We start from the raw sequence: 18,615 nt of genomic DNA on the forward strand, positions 1-18,615 counted from the left end.
ACATTTTTTGTTCCGTTTCTATAGATCATGTCAGGAATTCGGAGAAAAAAATGACATAGATCAAAATGTAAACTCCCAAGATCGTTAGGATACTCCGCAAAAGATATAACCAATTCATATAAACCCTCGGAGTGAGTTCATGGAGAAGAAAGTCCAACTGCCGTCTATGGGACAAGTGTCCCTAGTATTGGGCACCTTCCTGGTCATGGCCTTTGCGTTCACCGCCAAACTGAATCTGCCTATTCAGCTGGCACTGTGTATCGGCTGGTTCCTTGCTATGGGCCTGGGCGTTAAGCTTGGTCATAAGTACAAGGATCTTGAAGGCGCTGCTGCTGAAGGTATCTTCAAAGGCATGGGTGCCATCCTGATTCTGATCGCCGTCGGTGCGCTGGTTGGCACCTGGATTGCTGGCGGTATTGTACCTTCCATCATTTATTACGGTCTGATGACCATTCACCCATCCATTTTCCTGCTGGCTACCATGGTGATTTGTTCCATGACGGCTCTGGCTACCGGTACCTCCTGGGGTGCTGCGGGTACTGCCGGTATTGCGATGATGGGTATCGGCCAGGGTCTGGGTGTGCCTGCCCCTGTGACTGCCGGTGCGATTCTTTCTGGTGTGTACTTCGGTGACAAGCTGTCGCCTCTGTCTGACAGTGTCATCCTGGCCTCTTCCATGTCTGAAGTGGAAATCGTTGATCATATCAAAGGCATGCTGCCCATCAGCTTGAGCGCTTATGCGCTGACGGCTTTGGCCTTTACTCTGTACGGCCTGCAGTTTGGTGGTAACGCCGACATGGCGCAGGTTCAGGAAGTCATGATGCTGATGGATGAGAACTTCAGTATTTCTCTTATGTCCTTTGTACCTGTAGCGATTGTTCTGGTGCTGCTGGCCAAGAAGTTCCCATCTTATCCAGTTATCATGCTGGGTGCAGCGCTGGGTATGGTGTGGGCGGTTCTGTTTCAGGATCGTACGCCAGTCGAAGCCATGAGCGCACTGTGGTCTCCACTGACTGTGGATTCTGGCAACGCATTCCTGGATAACATACTCAACCGTGGTGGTATGAACAACATGCTGGGTTCTGTTGCTGTTATCATCTTCGGCCTGGGCTTTGGTGGTCTGCTGGATAAAGTGGGCATTCTGGAAACCGTTGCTCGCACCTTCGAAAACCGCATCACCAACGAAGGTAACCTGACGGCTTACACCGTAGCGACTGCCTTCCTGGCTAACGTGTTTGGCTCTGCCATGTACGTTTCCCTGATCCTGACACCTAAGATCATGTCTGGTAACTACGATCGCATGGGCGTTGACCGTCGTATGCTGTCCCGTAGCGCCGAGTTCGGCGGCACCCTGACTTCCGGTATGGTGCCATGGTCTGATAACGGTATCTTCATGGCGGGCCTGCTGGGTGTGTCTACCTTTGCATATGTTCCTTACATGTGGATGAGCTTTATCAGTATCGCTCTAGTGATCGCCTTTGCTTACCTGGGTAAATTCCGCCCTGCCGACGGCAAGTATGTGAAGCAACCTGCAGAGCAAGCTGAAACCTTTCAAGGCCAGCCAGCCACTGCCTGATCTCTGACACATTCTGATTCACGGCCGCCTGAAGATTTCTGAAGGCGGCCTTTTTTTTCCTCAGGTCAACCAGTGCGATGGTTTCAAGTAATAAACTTGTATACTTTATGAACATCGCCGTTTGAAGAAACAACAGGTTATTCATGAGCAAGAAAATTTACGTAGCCTACACCGGTGGCACCATTGGCATGCGCCCCTCAGACGCCGGCTATGCGCCCGGCGATAATCTGATGGGTTTGCTGGAAGAAAAATTGCCAGCGGATGTCATGGCCAGCCTGCCGGAGTTTGATCTTTATGAGTACCCACAGCTGATTGATTCCAGCAATATCCGCCCGGATAATTGGAAGCAAATCGCCTCTGATATTGCCAGCCGTTATGAAGACTACGATGGTTTTGTGGTACTTCATGGCACCGATACCATGGCCTACTCCTGCAGTATGACCTCCTTTATGCTGCAGAATCTGCAAAAGCCGGTGATTTTCTCTGGCTCCCAGATTCCCCTGTGCGAGGCACGCACCGACGGCCTGGAAAACTTCGTCGGCGCCCTGACCATGGCGGCTGATGATCGAATCAAAGAAGTTTGTCTCTATTTCAATGGTCGCCTGCTTCGCGGTAACCGTTCCCGAAAACTGAACGCTTACCTGTTTGATGCCTTTGACAGCCCTAACTATCATTGGCTCGGCCGCGCGGATATTCACGTTGAGTTGAACGAAGCCCTGCTTTGGAAACCAACCGCCAAAGAAAACTTCCAGCTGGCCTGCAGCTCCGACACCCACGTGGGTATTCTGCAACTATTCCCTGGCATTACTGCTCAATGGATGGAATCGGCTCTCAACCAACCAATGGATGCATTCATCCTGAGAACTTACGGTACCGGTAACGGCCCCGATGGTGATCAAGCTCTGCTGGACACTTTTGCCAAAGCCACCGCCAACGGCAAACTGATTGTTAACCTTACGCAATGCCACCGCGGTACAGTGCATCAGGGCAGCTATGCTGCTGGATCTGCACTTGCCAGAGCGGGCATTGTGGGCGGCCTGGACACCACAACGGAAGCCATGTTCTGCAAGCTGCATCATCTTTACTCTCTGGGCATGAGCACAGATGAAGTAAAAGCCATGCTCAGCGTTAGCCTTGCTGGTGAAGTTACCATCTAATCAGTACCCCTGGAGGCGACGCCTGTTGCCTCTAGTTCTTTGTTTATAACTGCTTCCTTACTCACCTCTATCGCATCCCCCGTTTATTTAAGGCTATAATTCCCCCGTCGGTTATACCGGGTATGAACATAACAATGAATGCGGGGTAACAGTTTGAAACCGGTCAAAGTAGGTATATGTGGACTCGGTACTGTCGGTGGCGGTACGTTCAATGTTCTTCAACGTAATGCCAGCATTATCAGCGCCCGGGCTGGCTGCCCTGTAATCATTGGCCAGATTGGTGCCAGACGGGAGAACCCTGCCTGCGATACCGGTGATACACCCATCACCCATGATATTTTTGACGTCGCCCGTAACCCGGACATTGATATTGTCGTGGAAACCATTGGCGGCTACGACGTTGCAAAAGAGTTGATCCTGACCGCCATTGAAAATGGCAAGCATGTGGTAACGGCCAATAAAGCGCTGATTGCTGAACACGGCAACGAGATTTTTCAGGCGGCCCGAGATAACAATGTCATCGTCGCCTATGAAGCGGCAGTTGCTGGCGGGATTCCCATGATCAAATGCCTGCGGGAAGGCCTGTCTGCCAACAAAGTGGAATGGCTTGCCGGTATTATCAACGGCACCGGCAACTATATCCTCACAGAAATGGGGGATCATAATCGTCCATTCCCCGACGTTCTGAAAGAAGCCCAGGCTCTGGGTTATGCAGAAGCGGATCCTACATTTGACGTGGAAGGCATTGATGCCTGCCACAAGCTGACCATCATGGCATCCATCGCCTTTGGCATTCCCTTACAATTCAATAGAGCTTACACCGAAGGCATCAGTCGCATTACGCCAAGTGATATTCAATACGCGGCCTCCCTGGGCTTTCGCATCAAGCACCTTGGTGTTGCCCGTCAGACCAGTGAAGGTGTCGAGCTGAGAGTTCATCCAACACTGATTCCATCAAGTCGTCCATTGGCCAATATAAATGGTGTAATGAATGCTGTCGTCGTTCAGGGAGATGCCGTTGGCCAGACCATGATCAGCGGCCCGGGTGCCGGCGCAGAACCCACTGCTTCTTCCGTTATCGCGGATATTATCGACATTGCCAGAACCATGGAATCTCCAGACGTTGCGGTCAATGCCCTTGGTTTCTCTCAAGAAAGCCTGAGTAATTCCCTGCCCGTACTGCCTGTCACCGATATTGAATGCAGTGCTTATCTGCGCATCCACGCCGATGACCACCCCGGTGTTATGAATGCCGTCACTCAGGTACTCAGCAAACAGGGCATAAATATTGATGCGATCACTCAAAAGGTGACCCGTGAGGATGATGGCTGTGCCGATATCGTGATCCTGACCCATAAAACACGGGAAGGCACCATGAACAACGCCATAGCCGAGCTGGAAGCACTTAAAGATATTAAGTCGCCCATCACCCGCATTCGCGTAGAAACCCTTTAATAATAATGATTAGCGATTGCCGCCTGTAAACGGCAGCAGTCGCACCAGAAACAAACATACGGAATTCACAGTGAAATACATCAGTACTCGAGGCCAGGGAGAACCCAAAGATTTTCAAGGGGTTTTGCTGGCTGGTTTAGCCGAAGACGGTGGCCTTTATGTGCCAGAGTCACTGCCCCAGTTCAGTGCCGATAAAATTCGTTCCCTGAAGGGGCTTCCCTATAACGAACTGGCTTTTGAAGTCATCAAACCCTTTGTGGGCGGCACCATAGCCGATGACAAACTGCAACAGATGATCAATGACAGCTACGGGGCTTTCAGTCATAAAGCAGTAGCGCCCATGCAACAGTTGGATTCAAACCAGTGGGTCATGGAACTGTTTCACGGCCCTACCCTTGCATTTAAAGATTTTGCCCTGCAACTGCTGGGTCGACTGCTTGATCACGTACTCACCGAGCGTAATGAAAAAGCCGTCGTGCTCGGTGCCACTTCTGGCGATACCGGTTCTGCCGCTATTGAAGGTTGTCGTCACAGCGAACACCTTGAGATTTTTATTCTTCATCCTTATCAGCGGGTATCAGAAGTCCAGCGTCGTCAAATGACCACTATTCTGGATAACAACGTTCATAACATTGCCATCAAAGGTAATTTTGATGATTGTCAGGACATGGTTAAGCAGTGCTTTGCAGACCAATCATTCCTGCCAGAAAATACCCGTCTTGTTGCCGTCAACTCCATCAACTGGGCTCGCATCATGGCTCAGATTGTTTACTACTTCTATGCGGGCTTGAACCTCGGTGCGCCAGATCAGGCGGTGAGTTTCTCCGTACCTACTGGTAATTTCGGTGATATCTTTGCCGGTTATATTGCCAAGGGAATGGGACTACCAGTAGAGAAATTGATTGTTGCCACTAATAACAACGATATTCTGCATCGCTTCTTCCAGAACAATGATTACCGCAAAGAATCACTGCATCAAACCCTGTCCCCCAGTATGGACATCATGGTGTCCAGCAACTTTGAACGACTGTTGTTTGATATGCATAAGCGGGATGGTGCTGCCATGCATGAACTCATGAATAAATTCCACAAGACCGGCGCCATTCAGGTGAGTGACACAGCGTGGCAAGACATTAAAATTTTGTTTGACAGCTGTCGTTCAGATGATCAGCAAGTATGCGAGACCATTACCAAGGTCTATCATGAAACCTCATACCTTCTGGATCCTCATACAGCAACGGGTATGCGTGCAGCGTATAAACTCGATCACCCCAGCGAAATACCAGTGGTAACACTCGCAACGGCTCACCCGGTCAAGTTTCCAGATGCCGTCATTAACGCCGGTTTAAACGCACCGTCTTTACCGGAGCCTATGGCAGATCTTCACGAACGAGAAGAACGTTACGATATCCTTGATCATGATCTTAAATCCCTGAAAGACTACATTCAGAACAAATAGCCCCGCCATGTCGTAAAACCACCAGCAGGCATCAGGTGGTTTTACGGCTAAATCTCATAACAACAAAGCCGACTCTTTGAGTAACTGACACTCTTTGATATGGCTACCTCATGAAAGTCGATGGACCCGATCAGTCGCCTCAGACACACCAGCAGAAGCAGACAAGCCCTGAACGTAGCGCAACCTATCAGGGAAGAAAGGTTAAAATTTCGAAAAATCAACGCTTTCTAAAGTGGTGTTCCTCGGTCATCGAACATGTGGTTAATAAAATTGCATTGATACAGCGCTCAATTAAAACTTTTTTCGTAAAGTCTCCCTACTTACTCATTGGCCGTTTCTGGGAGCAGGTAACCTTGCCAGACACTGTTTCTGAATTGAGAGACATAGCCATTCATTCAGCTCTGGCTCAAATACCCTATACATTATCTCAGGATCCAACTGACACATGGCAACTGGTCAAAGACGCTGAACGCTTTGATTCCAATAAGATCAAAACTGGGCTTGCGGACCATTATATTGAACCGCAAATATTCGACACGTTGTTCAATAACCTTGATCACAATAACAACCCCGTAAGCCCTCCAGTAGAAAGCCTTTTTCAGAACATCAAACAACTGCCAAATGGCATGATCATTGACCAAAAAACAGGCCTGGTAGCAGCACTGGCCCTTAACCCCAAAAGCAATACCGTTGTTTTAATTTTTGGCGGTACAAACTCAGCGCTTGGTATCGACGATCTATTGGATGAGCAGGGTAATACCATTCCAAAATCCAAGGGTATATACCAAGCCCAGGTGAAAGCTGATATCCATAACCTGATTGGTACAAAAATACCTAAATGCTATCGCCAAGCAGCTGAACTCACTAAAAAAGTCCGTGGATTGATGCAGGATCACCAGTTAATGACAACGCTTGGTATAAACTCATCAACGGCCAACCTGGTACTTACAGGGCACTCTCTCGGGGGGGCAATGGTTCAGTATGCCTCCGCAAAAAATGCAGTGCCTGGGTATGGCTTCAGTTCCGCGGCACTCGGTAAGAAAACACTCAAAAGTTTGACCGTTGAACAAAAGAGAACAGCCAATCGGCTTGTGGCTAATTACCTGATCGACCGAGACCCATTAACCACCCCTATTGGGTATCTCGTCTGGCATAAGTGGTTTGCTCCTACCATTCTGGGTCGCAGAAGCATCATAAAAGGCGTATCTGAAACCGGCAAAAATACCGCCGCTGGTCGGCATAGCTGGTCTCATAAACATTACATGGCTGCGTTAGAAAAGCTAAGAGATGAACTCATCAACCGTCCGTAGATAGTCTCCATCTTAGAGAGTGGTTGGTTCGATAAACTCAGTGCCTGTGTTATTCTCATCACACACTCTACAAGCCATCACTATTGTATGCCTGTCAATATCATCCAACGTCCTTATGACTTGTCTTCTTGTGAATTCAGCCATGCTATCAATCCACTACTGGCACGAATTTACAGCGCAAGGGGCATCAGATCTGACAATGAGCTGCCAAAACAACTGCAGCAATTACACGACTACCGACAATTAAAAGACATTGAGCCGGCTGCAGAGATTCTTGCTAACGCCATTATCGAAAAGAAGCGAATTTTGATTGTTGGTGATTTTGACTGTGACGGTGCCACCAGCAGCGCTCTTGGTGTTTTGGCCATCCGCAGCCTGGGAGGCATTGCTGACTTTTTGGTCCCCAATCGATTTGAATTTGGTTATGGCCTGACGCCTGAAATTGTCGAAGCAGCCACAGTGTTTAAGCCAGATGTATTGGTCACAGTAGACAACGGTATTTCCAGCATTACCGGAGTTCAAGCGGCAAAAGACAAAGGCATGCAAGTGGTGGTTACGGACCACCATCTGGCAGGCAGAGAAATCCCGAATGCTGATGCCATTGTTAACCCTAATCAATCGGACTGCACCTTCCCCTCTAAAAACACCGCAGGCGTCGGGGTTATCTTTTATGTTATGTGTGCGGTCAGGACACGCCTGCGCGCTATAGGTTACTTTGAAAGACAGCCTGAGCCCAATCTAGCGGAATTGCTTGACCTTGTTGCCTTAGGTACCGTAGCGGACGTTGTTAAACTGGACGGCAACAATCGTATACTTGTGTTTCAAGGGTTAGCCCGGATTCGATCCGGTCGCTGTCGTCCCGGTATTACCGCCTTGATTGAGGTATCTGGAAGAAACCCGAACACACTCGCCGCTGCCGATCTGGGCTTTGCCCTTGGCCCTCGCCTTAATGCCGCTGGCCGGCTGGATGATATGTCCATAGGTATTGAGCTGCTGCTCTGTGATGACATTGAAAGGGCTCGAGAATTGGCTTCTGAACTTGACGGTCTTAACCGAGACAGAAAATCCATAGAAGGCAGTATGCAAACGCAAGCCATGGCAGAGTTGGAAAAACTGCAGCTTGGTCAACAGTCAGACCTGCCTTGGGGTATTAGCTTATTTCAGGAAGGCTGGCATCAAGGTGTGGTAGGTATTCTCGCTTCCCGAGTCAAAGAGAAACTGAACCGGCCAGTGATTGCGTTTGCTGAGGCAGATAACCCGAAAGGTGAACCTGAAATTAAAGGTTCTGCCCGTTCCATACCCGGCCTTCATATGCGGGATGCGCTGGACAGCGTTTCCAGAGAACACCCTGACTTGATTATCAAGTTTGGTGGCCACGCCATGGCTGCCGGTTTAACCATTCGTAAGTCGGATTTCGATACCTTTAAGCAGGCCTTTGACCGGGAAGTTCGGCAACAACTGACGATAGCTGACCTGCAAGCAGAAATTCATACGGATGGCGAGCTGCAACCGAGTCAGATGACCATGGACACTGCTTTCACTCTCCGGGAGGGCGGCCCCTGGGGGCAGAGTTTTCCAGAGCCTAGTTTTAATGGTGATTTTCAGATCATTCAGCAAAAACTGGTTGGTGAAAAGCATTTAAAAATGGTGCTGAGGCTGCCTGGTAGCGAAACCTGGCTGGATGCTATCGCTTTTAATATTGATAATCGCCAGTGGCCAAACCCCAATATTCAGAAAATAAAAGTGGTGTATAAATTGGATATTAATGAGTTCCGTGGTCAGCAGAATCTTCAACTGATGGTTGAGCATTTAGCACCGGCAACTGAATAAGACATTTACCGCAATCCAATAAATTTCTTTTCAAAGAGCTCCAGCTGCTCCATCAGTTTTTCATCATTGATCGTCTGCAGACGAACGCCCAGGCCTAACAGTCTCACTGGGCGTTTGCCGCGTTCCCAGGCCCGGATCAATAACGTCGAGAAATGGTCGAACACACTGTCACCATTAACAGGCAAGCCTTCTTCTAAGGTCGTCTGAGTAAAATCGGCAAACTTCACTTTGACCACATGCTTGTAGACTTCATACTCTTTTTCAATCGTCTTAAATCGTGCCTGAAGCTCCTCAAGCAATGGCGTTACCTGGGCTGAAATTTCCTCCAATGAGGTCAGATCATGATCGTAGGTATGCTCAACAGACAGGGATTTTCTTTTGCGACTGGTCTGAACTTCTCGATCATCCTGCCCTCTGCTCAAATTCCACAGATGCTCACCAAAACTGCCAAACCAACGGCTCAATTCAAGAATGGAGTATTGTCTAAGCTGACCGCAGGTTTTGATGCCTCTTTTGTGCAGTTTCTCTGCTGTCACCTTCCCTACCCCATGAATTTTTTTCACGGACAGATCAAAAATAAAGTCATTCACTTGATCTGGCGTGATCACAAAAAGGCCATTTGGCTTTTTCCAATCACTGGCAATTTTGGACAGAAATTTATTGGGCGCCACACCTGCTGAGACGGTAACGCCCAGTTTCTGAAAAATTTTGCCACGAATTTCTTCTGCGATTAACGTTGCACTGCCCCGACAATGAGGCGAGCCCGTGACGTCAAGATAAGCCTCATCTAACGACAAAGGCTCAATAAAATCAGTATATTGACGGAAAATTTCATGAGCGACAGCTGACGCCTCTTTATAAACAGAGAAACGTGGCGGCATGATTTTCAAATCCGGACAAAGACGCAATGCCTGAGCAGATGCCATGGCGGAATGAACGCCAAAACGTCGAGCTTCGTAATTACAAGTGGCAATCACACCCCTTCTGTCGGAAGCCCCCCCGACAGCAACGGGTCGTCCTGACAACTTCGGATTATCACGTATTTCAATACTGGCATAGAAAGCGTCAAAATCGATGTGAATGATTTTTCGTTGAATTACCTTTTGTTCAAGGTTGGCATTACTGTCCATCATGTTTCAATCAGCTCAAGGATAAATACTGTATATACATACAGAACTGATTTGGCAATAGTTTTCCAAGTCTTCATATTTTCCCAGTAGCGAATACTCTTAACCTTTTACGAAGCTGTGCTCAAAGCTGTCCTCACAGGACTGTTTTCAACACCGCTTCCGGAAGTTCAGGAAAGCAAGGCATATTCTTCACAATGCAAGTTACCATTTTTAACACGCCGGTTATCAGCTTTGTATTATCCGCAGCCGCAAAACTGTTTCTGAAATTGATGGGATGGACAATCGAGGGCAAAGCCCCACGACTGGCTCGCTATGTTCTGGTGGGCGCACCTCATACCAGCAACTGGGATTTCATCTATGGAATGGCCATTGGTCTGGCCACTGGCGTTCAATGTTATTGGGTAGGAAAGCACACGTTGTTCTGGGGACCCTTTAACTGCATTACCCGTTGGATGGGCGGCATACCGTTAGATCGCAACGGCCGCTGCAGTCGAGGCAGCCTGGTAGAGCAAACAGTCTGCACATTCAAACAACACCGTAAACTGGGTTTGGTGATCTGCCCTGAAGGAACTCGTGCCCGAGGGGAACGCTGGCGAACCGGTTTTTACCATATGGCGAAAAATTCAGGCGTACCTATCGTGCTGGCGTTTCTGGATTTCAAAGGAAAAACCGGCGGATTTGGGCCAATTATTGACCCAAGTGACGATATGGAAAAAGACCTTTCCGAAATACAGGCATTTTATGCCAATGTTCATGGCAAATACCCTGAATGCTTCAGCCCTGTTTCGCCATAATCACCATTAGAAAACACGGCTTATAATCCATTTTTCTTCAACCAGTCCTCATTGACCGTATTCCAGATGGTATAGCTGAGCCTTTCCTTTTGCCATATGGTACACAGTTTTGATCACGAGCATCGACAAGAGGATGTTTATTAAGATCCAGGTTTTGCTGCTCTGCTGTCAGATTACCTAGTCGACAATTTTGCATTGCTTCTGGTGATGTTGCACCTGACGGCGTTAACCCAGTTGTTTTAGCTCCCTGCTTGCCTTTTATCAGGCTATTGACAGCAGCGCATATTTTTTTCCCATTCAGATTGAGAAAGGTGTCCCAAAGATAGAAATTACTGACATCCGAAATCGGGGTCATCATTACCCTCTCAAGATACTCAACATTTTCCCCCTGATTATGCTTTAAGTCCCGATAAATAAATGGGCAGGCAACCAGACTCCCTACGCCGGCAGCAATAAAACAAACCGGAAACTCGATCATAGAGAACGTTAATGCGGGTCCAAGTAGGTATCTGCACATCAAATCCGTCGCTCGGTTATAGGCCATTTTACAGCATACCTGCACCACGCTCAGGGTATAGTCAAAAAAAGACTTGCCATCCTTATTTCCAGCAGCACAGTCATATGCTTTCATACCCGAAGCATAAACAACGCCCGGTACCGATGCTAAAGGAACCACCACCACAGCAGTAACCAAGTGCCCCACAAATGATCCTATCAATTGTGTTACCTGGAAGACCGAAGCATTCGTAAACCATAAGGCAGACTTCATAGCACTCCAAGTAGGATGTGCTTCTCTGTAGCCGCGTAAACCTTCAAGCTCTTTACTGATTGTTTCCTGCCGTTTATTAAACGCTTGTTGATAGGGATACGGAGAACCATCCTTATTTGGTGGTGTAGCGGGAGGAGTATTAGGCGAACTTGAAGCTTTTACAAGGAGCATTTGGATACCTAAATATTAAACTGTTTCCAAATATGACCGAGTTAAGAGTAGATAGTTCCAAGTTATGAAGTTGCGCGAGTTATGTATAAACACAATTAATGGCGCACGAAAGTACAGTTATACAGGATTGAACCACTCACTAAATAATGGCAAGCTGACCTCATGGACTACACAATAATTATTGCGGATGACCACCCTTTATTCAGAACTGCACTGAAGTCCTCGGTTTTGCAAGCACTGGATGAACCGGAAATTCACGAGACAGGCAGCATAGCCGGTCTACAAACACTGCTTGAAAGCGCCTTATCACCAGACCTTATACTTCTGGATCTCAACATGCCTGGTGCTCACGGCCTTTCCGGACTGATTTTTTTGCGAGGGCAGTACCCCAGTATTCCTGTTGCCGTGGTGTCAGCTTCCGAAGATTCGCAGGTGGTTCATAAGGTAATGAATCACGGTGCAAATGGTTTCATTCCTAAATCGACCCCATTACACGATCTAAAAGATGCCGTAATTAACATTCTTCAGGGTGAAAACTGGTGGCCGGAGAACATTCAACCTTCAGAAGCCCAAGGTAAAAGTGATATTGAAACGAAACTTGCTTCTTTAACGCCACAGCAGTTTCGTGTGCTTGGAATGATCAGTGAAGGGTTGTTAAACAAACAAATCGCTTATGACCTCAGCGTATCTGAAGCCACTGTCAAGGCTCACGTTACCGCTATCTTCAAAAAACTGGGTGTGCGTAGCCGAACCCAAGCCGTCATCGCCATTAAAGAGTTGGAAATAGATCCGCCCCCAATCCAGAAAAATCAAGTTTAATGCACTGTATTGTTAATGCTGTTTAGCAGGGCTCTCATCGCTGCTGGCTTTACTGGCTTTGCCAGATAGGCAATATCCAGCGTTCGACAGCGTTGCCGAATACCATCCTGTTGATTGGCTGTCACCAGCACAGCCGCCATCTCGTACTCACTCTCATGGCGAAGCGCCTCTATTAGCTCAACACCGTCGATTTCCAGTCCCAAATGATAATCCACCATGAGCAAATCAACATGGCCTTCTTGCAAAACCTGCCTCGCCTGTTCATCATTATGGGCAATCGACACATCACAACCCCAACGACTGAGTAAGCTACTCATCCCCGCCGCAATCTCAGGCTCATCATCGATACAAAGCACATTAAGAGTTAAGTGTCTGGCAAGCTCTGTTGGACTGGGAGGCAGTTTTGCCACCGTTGTTCTTTGTGCCTTTGCTACCGCGATAGAAAAGATTGCGCCTTTGCCCGGCTCAGACTTCAGAGAAATTGGTGATTCAAGGATTCTTGAGATTCCCCGGGCAATGGAAAGACCAAGGCCAAGTCCATTCCCTGTCGAAGATGCCCGTTGGAAGTCCGAGAAGATAATCTTCTGTTTATTTGCGGGCACCCCAGGTCCATTATCCCTGACTTCAATGGCAAGACGACCATCATTAAGGTGACGACAACCAATCACAATCTTACCAACCGCCTCATAATGACCTGCATAACGAAACCCATTGGTTAGAAAATTCTGTAACACTCTGCGCAGCAGCACAGGATCGGTACAAATCCATGACTGAGAATTGTGAACCCGAAAAACAATACCACTGTCTTTTGCCAACCATTCAAATTCTGCCCTGAGGGTATCCAGCACCTCCGATACGGGTAGCTCACGACGGCTTACGGTCATCTTGCCCGCCTCTATACGCGACATATCCAGCAAGTCCGTTAGCAAGTGTTCTGCTGACTGCAGTGAATTGTTAATGTTATTTGCCAGCGTCTCCAATGAAGTGCCTTTTGCCTCTATTTCCATGGAAGACGTAAACAATCTGGCCGCATTCATCGGCTGCATCAAGTCGTGGCTGATGGCCGCAAAAAAACGGGAGCGCTGATTATTCGCTTTTTCAGCCTGAGATTTCGCGCCTAAGAGCTGTACGTTTAACAAAGAAAGCGCTTTGGTGCGCTCCCGCACCCTCTGCTCCAGACGTTCATTGACGTTTTTCAACTCTTCTTCAACCTGACGAAATTCACTGATATCCGTGAACGTCATAACAAAACCGCCACCGGGCATCGGGTTTCCCTGAATCTGAATCACACGACCATCAGGCCTTAAACGCTCAGAACGATGGGCAGTCCCCTGCCGCATAAAAGATAACCGTTTCTCTACGTGGCTCTCGATACTCCCAGCACCACAGAGGCCATTGCGTGCATTGTGCTGAATGACTTCCGCAATAGGCCGCCCTACCGTGATCAAATCCGGTGGATAGTTAAATAACTCCAGATACTGATGATTCCAGGCCACCAACCTCAGATCACGGTCAACGACACTGACCCCCGTGCTAATATGTTCAATCGCACCCTGAAGCAATTCACGGTTAAATTGAAACACTTCTGAGGCTTCTTCAACCATGGCCTGAACTTCTTCCAGCCCGACATTGCCCTGAACCAAGGACTTCATAACAATTCGAGCGGACGACGCGCCAAGGGTACCCGCCAGAAGTCGTTCAATTGCCGCGATCAGCTGTGGTTCAGCCTGCTTATTTTTATCATCAAAATTTTTAAATAACCCACCGCCTGTGGGCTCATAACTTTGAATAACACCCAACACGCGATTTTTACTAACGAAGCGGCTGGCTAATTGCTCAAGTTCTCCCACCGTCACAACGACATCCAGGAACACACCATCTTCCGCCAAAACGGCATCGACAAATTTTCTGCTCTGCTTTTTCTCTTCGAGGCCAGGCCTAAGATAGAGACAGCCCAGAAGATAAATCAGGCAATTAAGCGTCAATGCAAGCAGGGTTGTACCAGACACGGTTTCCGTCAGTTCAAAACCGAAAAGGTTTGACGGCTTTAGCCAGAATTGCCCAAACAGCCCATGAGTAACGAGGTGATGATTCAGCCAACCAAAATCCACCAGAACCGGGACAACAAGGCAGAAAAACCAGATAGAAATACCAGCAATAATCCCTCCGGTGGCTGCTTTGGCATTGCTATCTCTAAGGTAAAGACTACCAATAAGTACAGGTGCCAGCTGGGTAACCGCAGAAAACGACATTTGACCAATGGAAGCCAGTGACCCGGAGTCAGCCAGTAAACGATAGACCACCCATGACATCATCAATAAACAGACAATGGTTGTCCGTCTGACGGTTAACAACAGGCCACTGAAGCGATAAAAATCTTCAGGGCTTCGCAAAAATTTCTGTTTGTTGCGCCACAACAGCAAAGGCATCAGAATTTCATTCGACACCATGGTGGTAAGCGCCAATGTAGCGACAATCACCATACTGATCGCCGCAGAGACACCACCAAGAAAAGCTAAAACGGCCATTGGCATGTTTCCCATCGCCTTTGGCAATTCGATAACATAGGCATCGCCGGGGACGGTGTCGCCTAATATTTGATTACCTACCTGCGCCAGTGGCACCACCAATAGGGTCAGTAACAATAGATAAGCCGGGAATAACCATCGGGCTTTATAAAAATCTTCGACGCGACTGTTTTCAACGACGGTGACATGAAACTGTCTGGGTAAACACAGAATCGCGGCCATGGCCATAATGGTCGGCATGAGCATCGTATCAAATATATTACTGGAGGCACTTGAATCTTGGGGCGACAACGTCACGGAAAAATCCATTTGGTTGACGGCCTTCCAGGTGACCCAACCACCCACTAACAGAAAAACAGACAACTTGATCAATGATTCCAGTGCAATCGCCGTCATAATGCCATTTTGGTGTTCAGTTGCATCCAACTTGCGCGTGCCGAACATAATCACAAAGATGGCCATGGTCAGGGTAATCACCAATCCCAGATCATCTCTGCTCCACTCACTACCAGCCCAACTGTCATTGGTTAATTGACCAAAACCCATCACCATCGCTTTCAGCTGCAGGGCAATATAAGGAAGAATCCCGACAACAAGAACGACTGTTACCAAAATAGCCATATAATGAGAACGCCCATGGCGGGAGGCAATAAAGTCGGCGATCGATGTTATGTTTTCCTGTTTGCTAACCGTAATCAGCTTAACCAGTAACTTCCAGAACAGAACAAAAACAAGAATGGGGCCAAGATAAATAGGAATAAACGACCACAGCTCTTCACTGGCCTGCCCCACGGCACCAAAGAAGGTCCAGGAAGTGCAGTACACAGCCAGTGACAAACTGTAGATGTAGGGCTGCCAGCGCTTTCTAAAAGCTGCTCCCCGGTAATCACCAAACCAGGCGGCGACAAAGAGAATGGCCACATAGGCCGTTGCAATTAATGCAAGAATCCATCCAGACATAGCGACTTAATTTTTATTGGTTCTTATACCAATTCTGCTTTTAAATTATGGGCTGTGCAGTCATTTTATTCGGCTGGATCAGCGTTGAAGTTCCTCGACATAGCTACAGCTATGACTCGTCACTTCGCCTTTATGCCCTTTGGGTATTGCCCAGTCGACCAAAATAACTTGCTCGCTCCAAAATTTAAAAGCGCCATTGGTATTATATCGTACTAAGGTCTAATACCAGATTCTGCCACATTCTCTAAACTGTAGACACTATTGATCATGCGTCACAAGTCGTCTTATCCTATATTGCACTGATAAAAATAAAAGCAAACCTTTTACCTGTATTGAACTAAATAACAATAACAACAAAAAAAGGATGCGTTATGTCTGACATCACCACCTACCCAATCAAAGATTCTGCCTTGGAAAATACGCTGGTCACCAATGAGCAGTATCTTGAAATGTACCAACAATCCGTCATCAACCCAGAGGGGTTCTGGCGGGATCACGGCCAACGCATCGAATGGTTCAAGCCGTTTTCGAAAGTACGTAAAGTCTCGTTCGATGATCACTTCGTCAGTATTAACTGGTTTTATGACGGCACCACCAACGCCTCCTATAACTGTCTCGATCGCCACCTGAAAGCACGTGGCGATCAACCGGCAATTATCTGGGAGCCGGATGAAGAAGGTGATGCAAGAGTTGTCACTTATCAGGAGTTGCATGAATTGGTTTGCCGTTTTGCCAATGCTTTGAAAAGCCAAGGCGTCAGAAAAGGCGATGTGGTGGCTATTTACATGCCCATGGTCGTTGAAGCCACTGTCGCCATGCTGGCCTGCAGTCGTATTGGCGCCATCCACTCGGTGGTTTTCGGAGGTTTTTCACCAGAAGCGTTGGCCGGTCGAATTATCGACTCCAATGCCAAGATTGTGGTGACCGCTGACGAAGGCGTACGTGGTGGACGGAAAGTGCCTCTCAAAGATAATGTCGATGAAGCCCTGACCAACCCGGATACACGCTCCATTGAGAAAGTGATTGTTTTCAAACATACCGGTGCCAATGTTGCCTGGCATCGCCATCGGGATGTCTGGTGGCAGGATTTAACGTCCCTTGCCTCTCCCCACTGTGAACCACGGGAAATGGGGGCAGAAGATCCACTGTTCATCCTTTACACCTCTGGCTCCACCGGCACGCCTAAAGGTGTTTTGCACACCACAGGCGGTTATCTCGTCTACGCCTCAATGACGCACGAGTATGTGTTTGACTACAAACCCGGCGAAGTATTCTGGTGTAATGCGGATGTGGGTTGGATTACCGGTCACTCCTACGTCACCTACGGCCCACTGTTAAACGGCGCCACCATTGTTATGCATGAAGGCCTGCCCAACTACCCTCACACCAACCGGGCCAGCAAAATTGTCGACAAACATAACGTAAACATACTCTATATTGCCCCGACAGCGATCCGCGCCCTAATGGCCGAAGGTGACGCAGCGGTGGCGGGCACCCACCGAAGCTCATTACGACTACTGGGAACCGTGGGTGAACCTATCAACCCTGAAGCCTGGAACTGGTATTACAAAACCGTAGGTGAAGAACGCTGCCCCATCGTTGACACCTGGTGGCAGACAGAAACCGGTGCCGCCATGTTGACACCGCTACCTGGTGCAACTGAGCTGAAACCAGGCTCCGCTACTCGACCTTTCTTCGGAATACAGCCTGCATTAGTGGACAACATGGGTCGTCTTATTGAAGGGGAAGGAGAAGGCAACCTGGTCATTCTGGACAGCTGGCCTGGACAGGCACGCACCGTATTCGGCGACCATGATCGTTTTGTGCAAACCTACTTCTCAACGTTTAAAGGCATGTATACCACCGGTGATGGTGCCCGAAGAGACAGTGATGGCTATTACTGGATCACCGGACGAGTGGACGATGTGATTAACGTCTCCGGTCACCGAATGGGCACAGCAGAAATAGAATCAGCCATGGTTGCCCATGCGCAGGTTGCCGAAGCCGCAGTGGTTGGGTTCCCCCACGACATTAAGGGACAGGGTATTTATGTCTATGTCACCTTAAATATTGGCACAGAAACCAGTGATGATCTGAAAAAGAATCTCAAAGCCTGGGTTAGAAAAGAGATCGGTCCGATTGCCACGCCGGATGTTATCCAGTGGGCGCCGGGCTTACCAAAAACACGGTCCGGTAAAATCATGCGAAGAATTCTCCGTAAGATTGCCGCTGACGAGTTTGAGAACCTTGGGGATACATCGACTCTTGCCGACCCTGAAGTCGTGAACCAGTTAATCGCTAACAAAGCGGTTGCCAGTTAACTATAAGATGATCGTCGTACGGTATCACCAAGGCATCGAACCTCTTGTTGGTACCGTACCACCACCTCCTTACCTTCCCTCTCAAAGCTTTCCCTTGACAATGCGACCAGCGTCCCTATAATTCGCCTCTCTTTTGGCGCGGGATGGAGCAGTCTGGTAGCTCGTCGGGCTCATAACCCGAAGGTCGTTGGTTCGAATCCAGCTCCCGCAACCAATAGAAAATAAGTTGATGTACTTTCCAGAAGATCAGCTGTAGAGTTTTTGTCGCGGGATGGAGCAGTCTGGTAGCTCGTCGGGCTCATAACCCGAAGGTCGTTGGTTCGAATCCAGCTCCCG

The 18,615-nt window shown here is 48.3% G+C and carries 12 protein-coding genes and 1 tRNA gene; 10 read left to right on the plus strand and 3 right to left on the minus strand.

Translation table 11 applies throughout. The annotated features are described in order from the left end of the window. The first annotated feature begins 139 nt into the window (after positions 1-139). From nhaC to recJ, 6 genes are all read left to right on the plus strand, one after another. Complete coding sequence (gene nhaC, locus Q1B11_RS16290; protein WP_299734369.1) at positions 140-1,576, plus strand: Na+/H+ antiporter NhaC; 1,437 nt, start codon at positions 140-142, stop codon at positions 1,574-1,576. 143 nt (positions 1,577-1,719) lie between these two features. Further along, a complete protein-coding gene (ansA, locus tag Q1B11_RS16295; protein WP_299734370.1) occupies positions 1,720-2,733 on the plus strand; it encodes an asparaginase in 1,014 nt (337 codons plus the stop codon). Positions 2,734-2,886: 153 nt separating this feature from the next. Further along, positions 2,887-4,188 carry a homoserine dehydrogenase gene (locus Q1B11_RS16300; protein WP_299734371.1) on the plus strand — a complete coding sequence of 434 codons (1,302 nt, stop codon included), beginning with the start codon at positions 2,887-2,889 and terminating at the stop codon, positions 4,186-4,188. 70 nt (positions 4,189-4,258) lie between these two features. After that, the gene (thrC, locus tag Q1B11_RS16305) at positions 4,259-5,647 is read left to right on the plus strand and encodes a threonine synthase (RefSeq protein WP_299734372.1); all 1,389 of its coding nucleotides are present in this window, start codon (positions 4,259-4,261) and stop codon (positions 5,645-5,647) included. A gap of 110 nt (positions 5,648-5,757) precedes the next feature. Continuing rightward, positions 5,758-6,957, plus strand: coding sequence for a hypothetical protein (locus Q1B11_RS16310; protein ID WP_299734373.1), 1,200 nt, complete (start codon positions 5,758-5,760; stop codon positions 6,955-6,957). An 87-nt stretch (positions 6,958-7,044) separates the two neighbouring features. Beyond that, positions 7,045-8,787, plus strand: coding sequence for a single-stranded-DNA-specific exonuclease RecJ (gene recJ / locus Q1B11_RS16315; protein WP_299734374.1), 1,743 nt, complete (start codon positions 7,045-7,047; stop codon positions 8,785-8,787). A gap of 5 nt (positions 8,788-8,792) precedes the next feature. On the opposite strand, the gene dinB is transcribed toward recJ, so the two are convergent. Beyond that, positions 8,793-9,920: a DNA polymerase IV gene (dinB, locus tag Q1B11_RS16320; RefSeq protein ID WP_299734375.1), complete on the minus strand. Its 1,128-nt coding sequence runs from the start codon at positions 9,918-9,920 to the stop codon at positions 8,793-8,795. A 191-nt stretch (positions 9,921-10,111) separates the two neighbouring features. On the opposite strand from dinB, the gene Q1B11_RS16325 reads away from it, so the two are divergent. After that, a complete protein-coding gene (locus Q1B11_RS16325) occupies positions 10,112-10,711 on the plus strand; it encodes a lysophospholipid acyltransferase family protein (RefSeq protein WP_299734376.1) in 600 nt (199 codons plus the stop codon). A 37-nt stretch (positions 10,712-10,748) separates the two neighbouring features. Here Q1B11_RS16325 and Q1B11_RS16330 read toward each other — a convergent pair whose 3' ends face one another. After that, positions 10,749-11,651, minus strand: coding sequence for a hypothetical protein (locus Q1B11_RS16330; protein ID WP_299734377.1), 903 nt, complete (start codon positions 11,649-11,651; stop codon positions 10,749-10,751). A gap of 162 nt (positions 11,652-11,813) precedes the next feature. On the opposite strand from Q1B11_RS16330, the gene Q1B11_RS16335 reads away from it, so the two are divergent. Beyond that, positions 11,814-12,470, plus strand: coding sequence for a response regulator transcription factor (locus Q1B11_RS16335; protein WP_299734378.1), 657 nt, complete (start codon positions 11,814-11,816; stop codon positions 12,468-12,470). Here Q1B11_RS16335 and Q1B11_RS16340 read toward each other — a convergent pair. Beyond that, positions 12,467-15,958, minus strand: coding sequence for a PAS domain-containing hybrid sensor histidine kinase/response regulator (locus tag Q1B11_RS16340; RefSeq protein WP_299734379.1), 3,492 nt, complete (start codon positions 15,956-15,958; stop codon positions 12,467-12,469). The genes Q1B11_RS16335 and Q1B11_RS16340 overlap by 4 nt on opposite strands. A 371-nt stretch (positions 15,959-16,329) precedes the next feature. On the opposite strand from Q1B11_RS16340, the gene acs reads away from it, so the two are divergent. Together acs and Q1B11_RS16350 are read left to right on the plus strand one after the other, a co-directional pair. After that, positions 16,330-18,279, plus strand: a complete 1,950-nt coding sequence (gene acs / locus Q1B11_RS16345; protein ID WP_299734380.1) for an acetate--CoA ligase — start codon at positions 16,330-16,332, stop codon at positions 18,277-18,279. A gap of 137 nt (positions 18,280-18,416) precedes the next feature. After that, positions 18,417-18,493 (plus strand) — tRNA-Met (locus Q1B11_RS16350). Positions 18,494-18,615 lie beyond the last annotated feature (122 nt).

It is taken from the genome of uncultured Endozoicomonas sp., assembly GCF_947495845.1.
In the GTDB taxonomy this organism is placed as follows: domain Bacteria; phylum Pseudomonadota; class Gammaproteobacteria; order Pseudomonadales; family Endozoicomonadaceae; genus Endozoicomonas.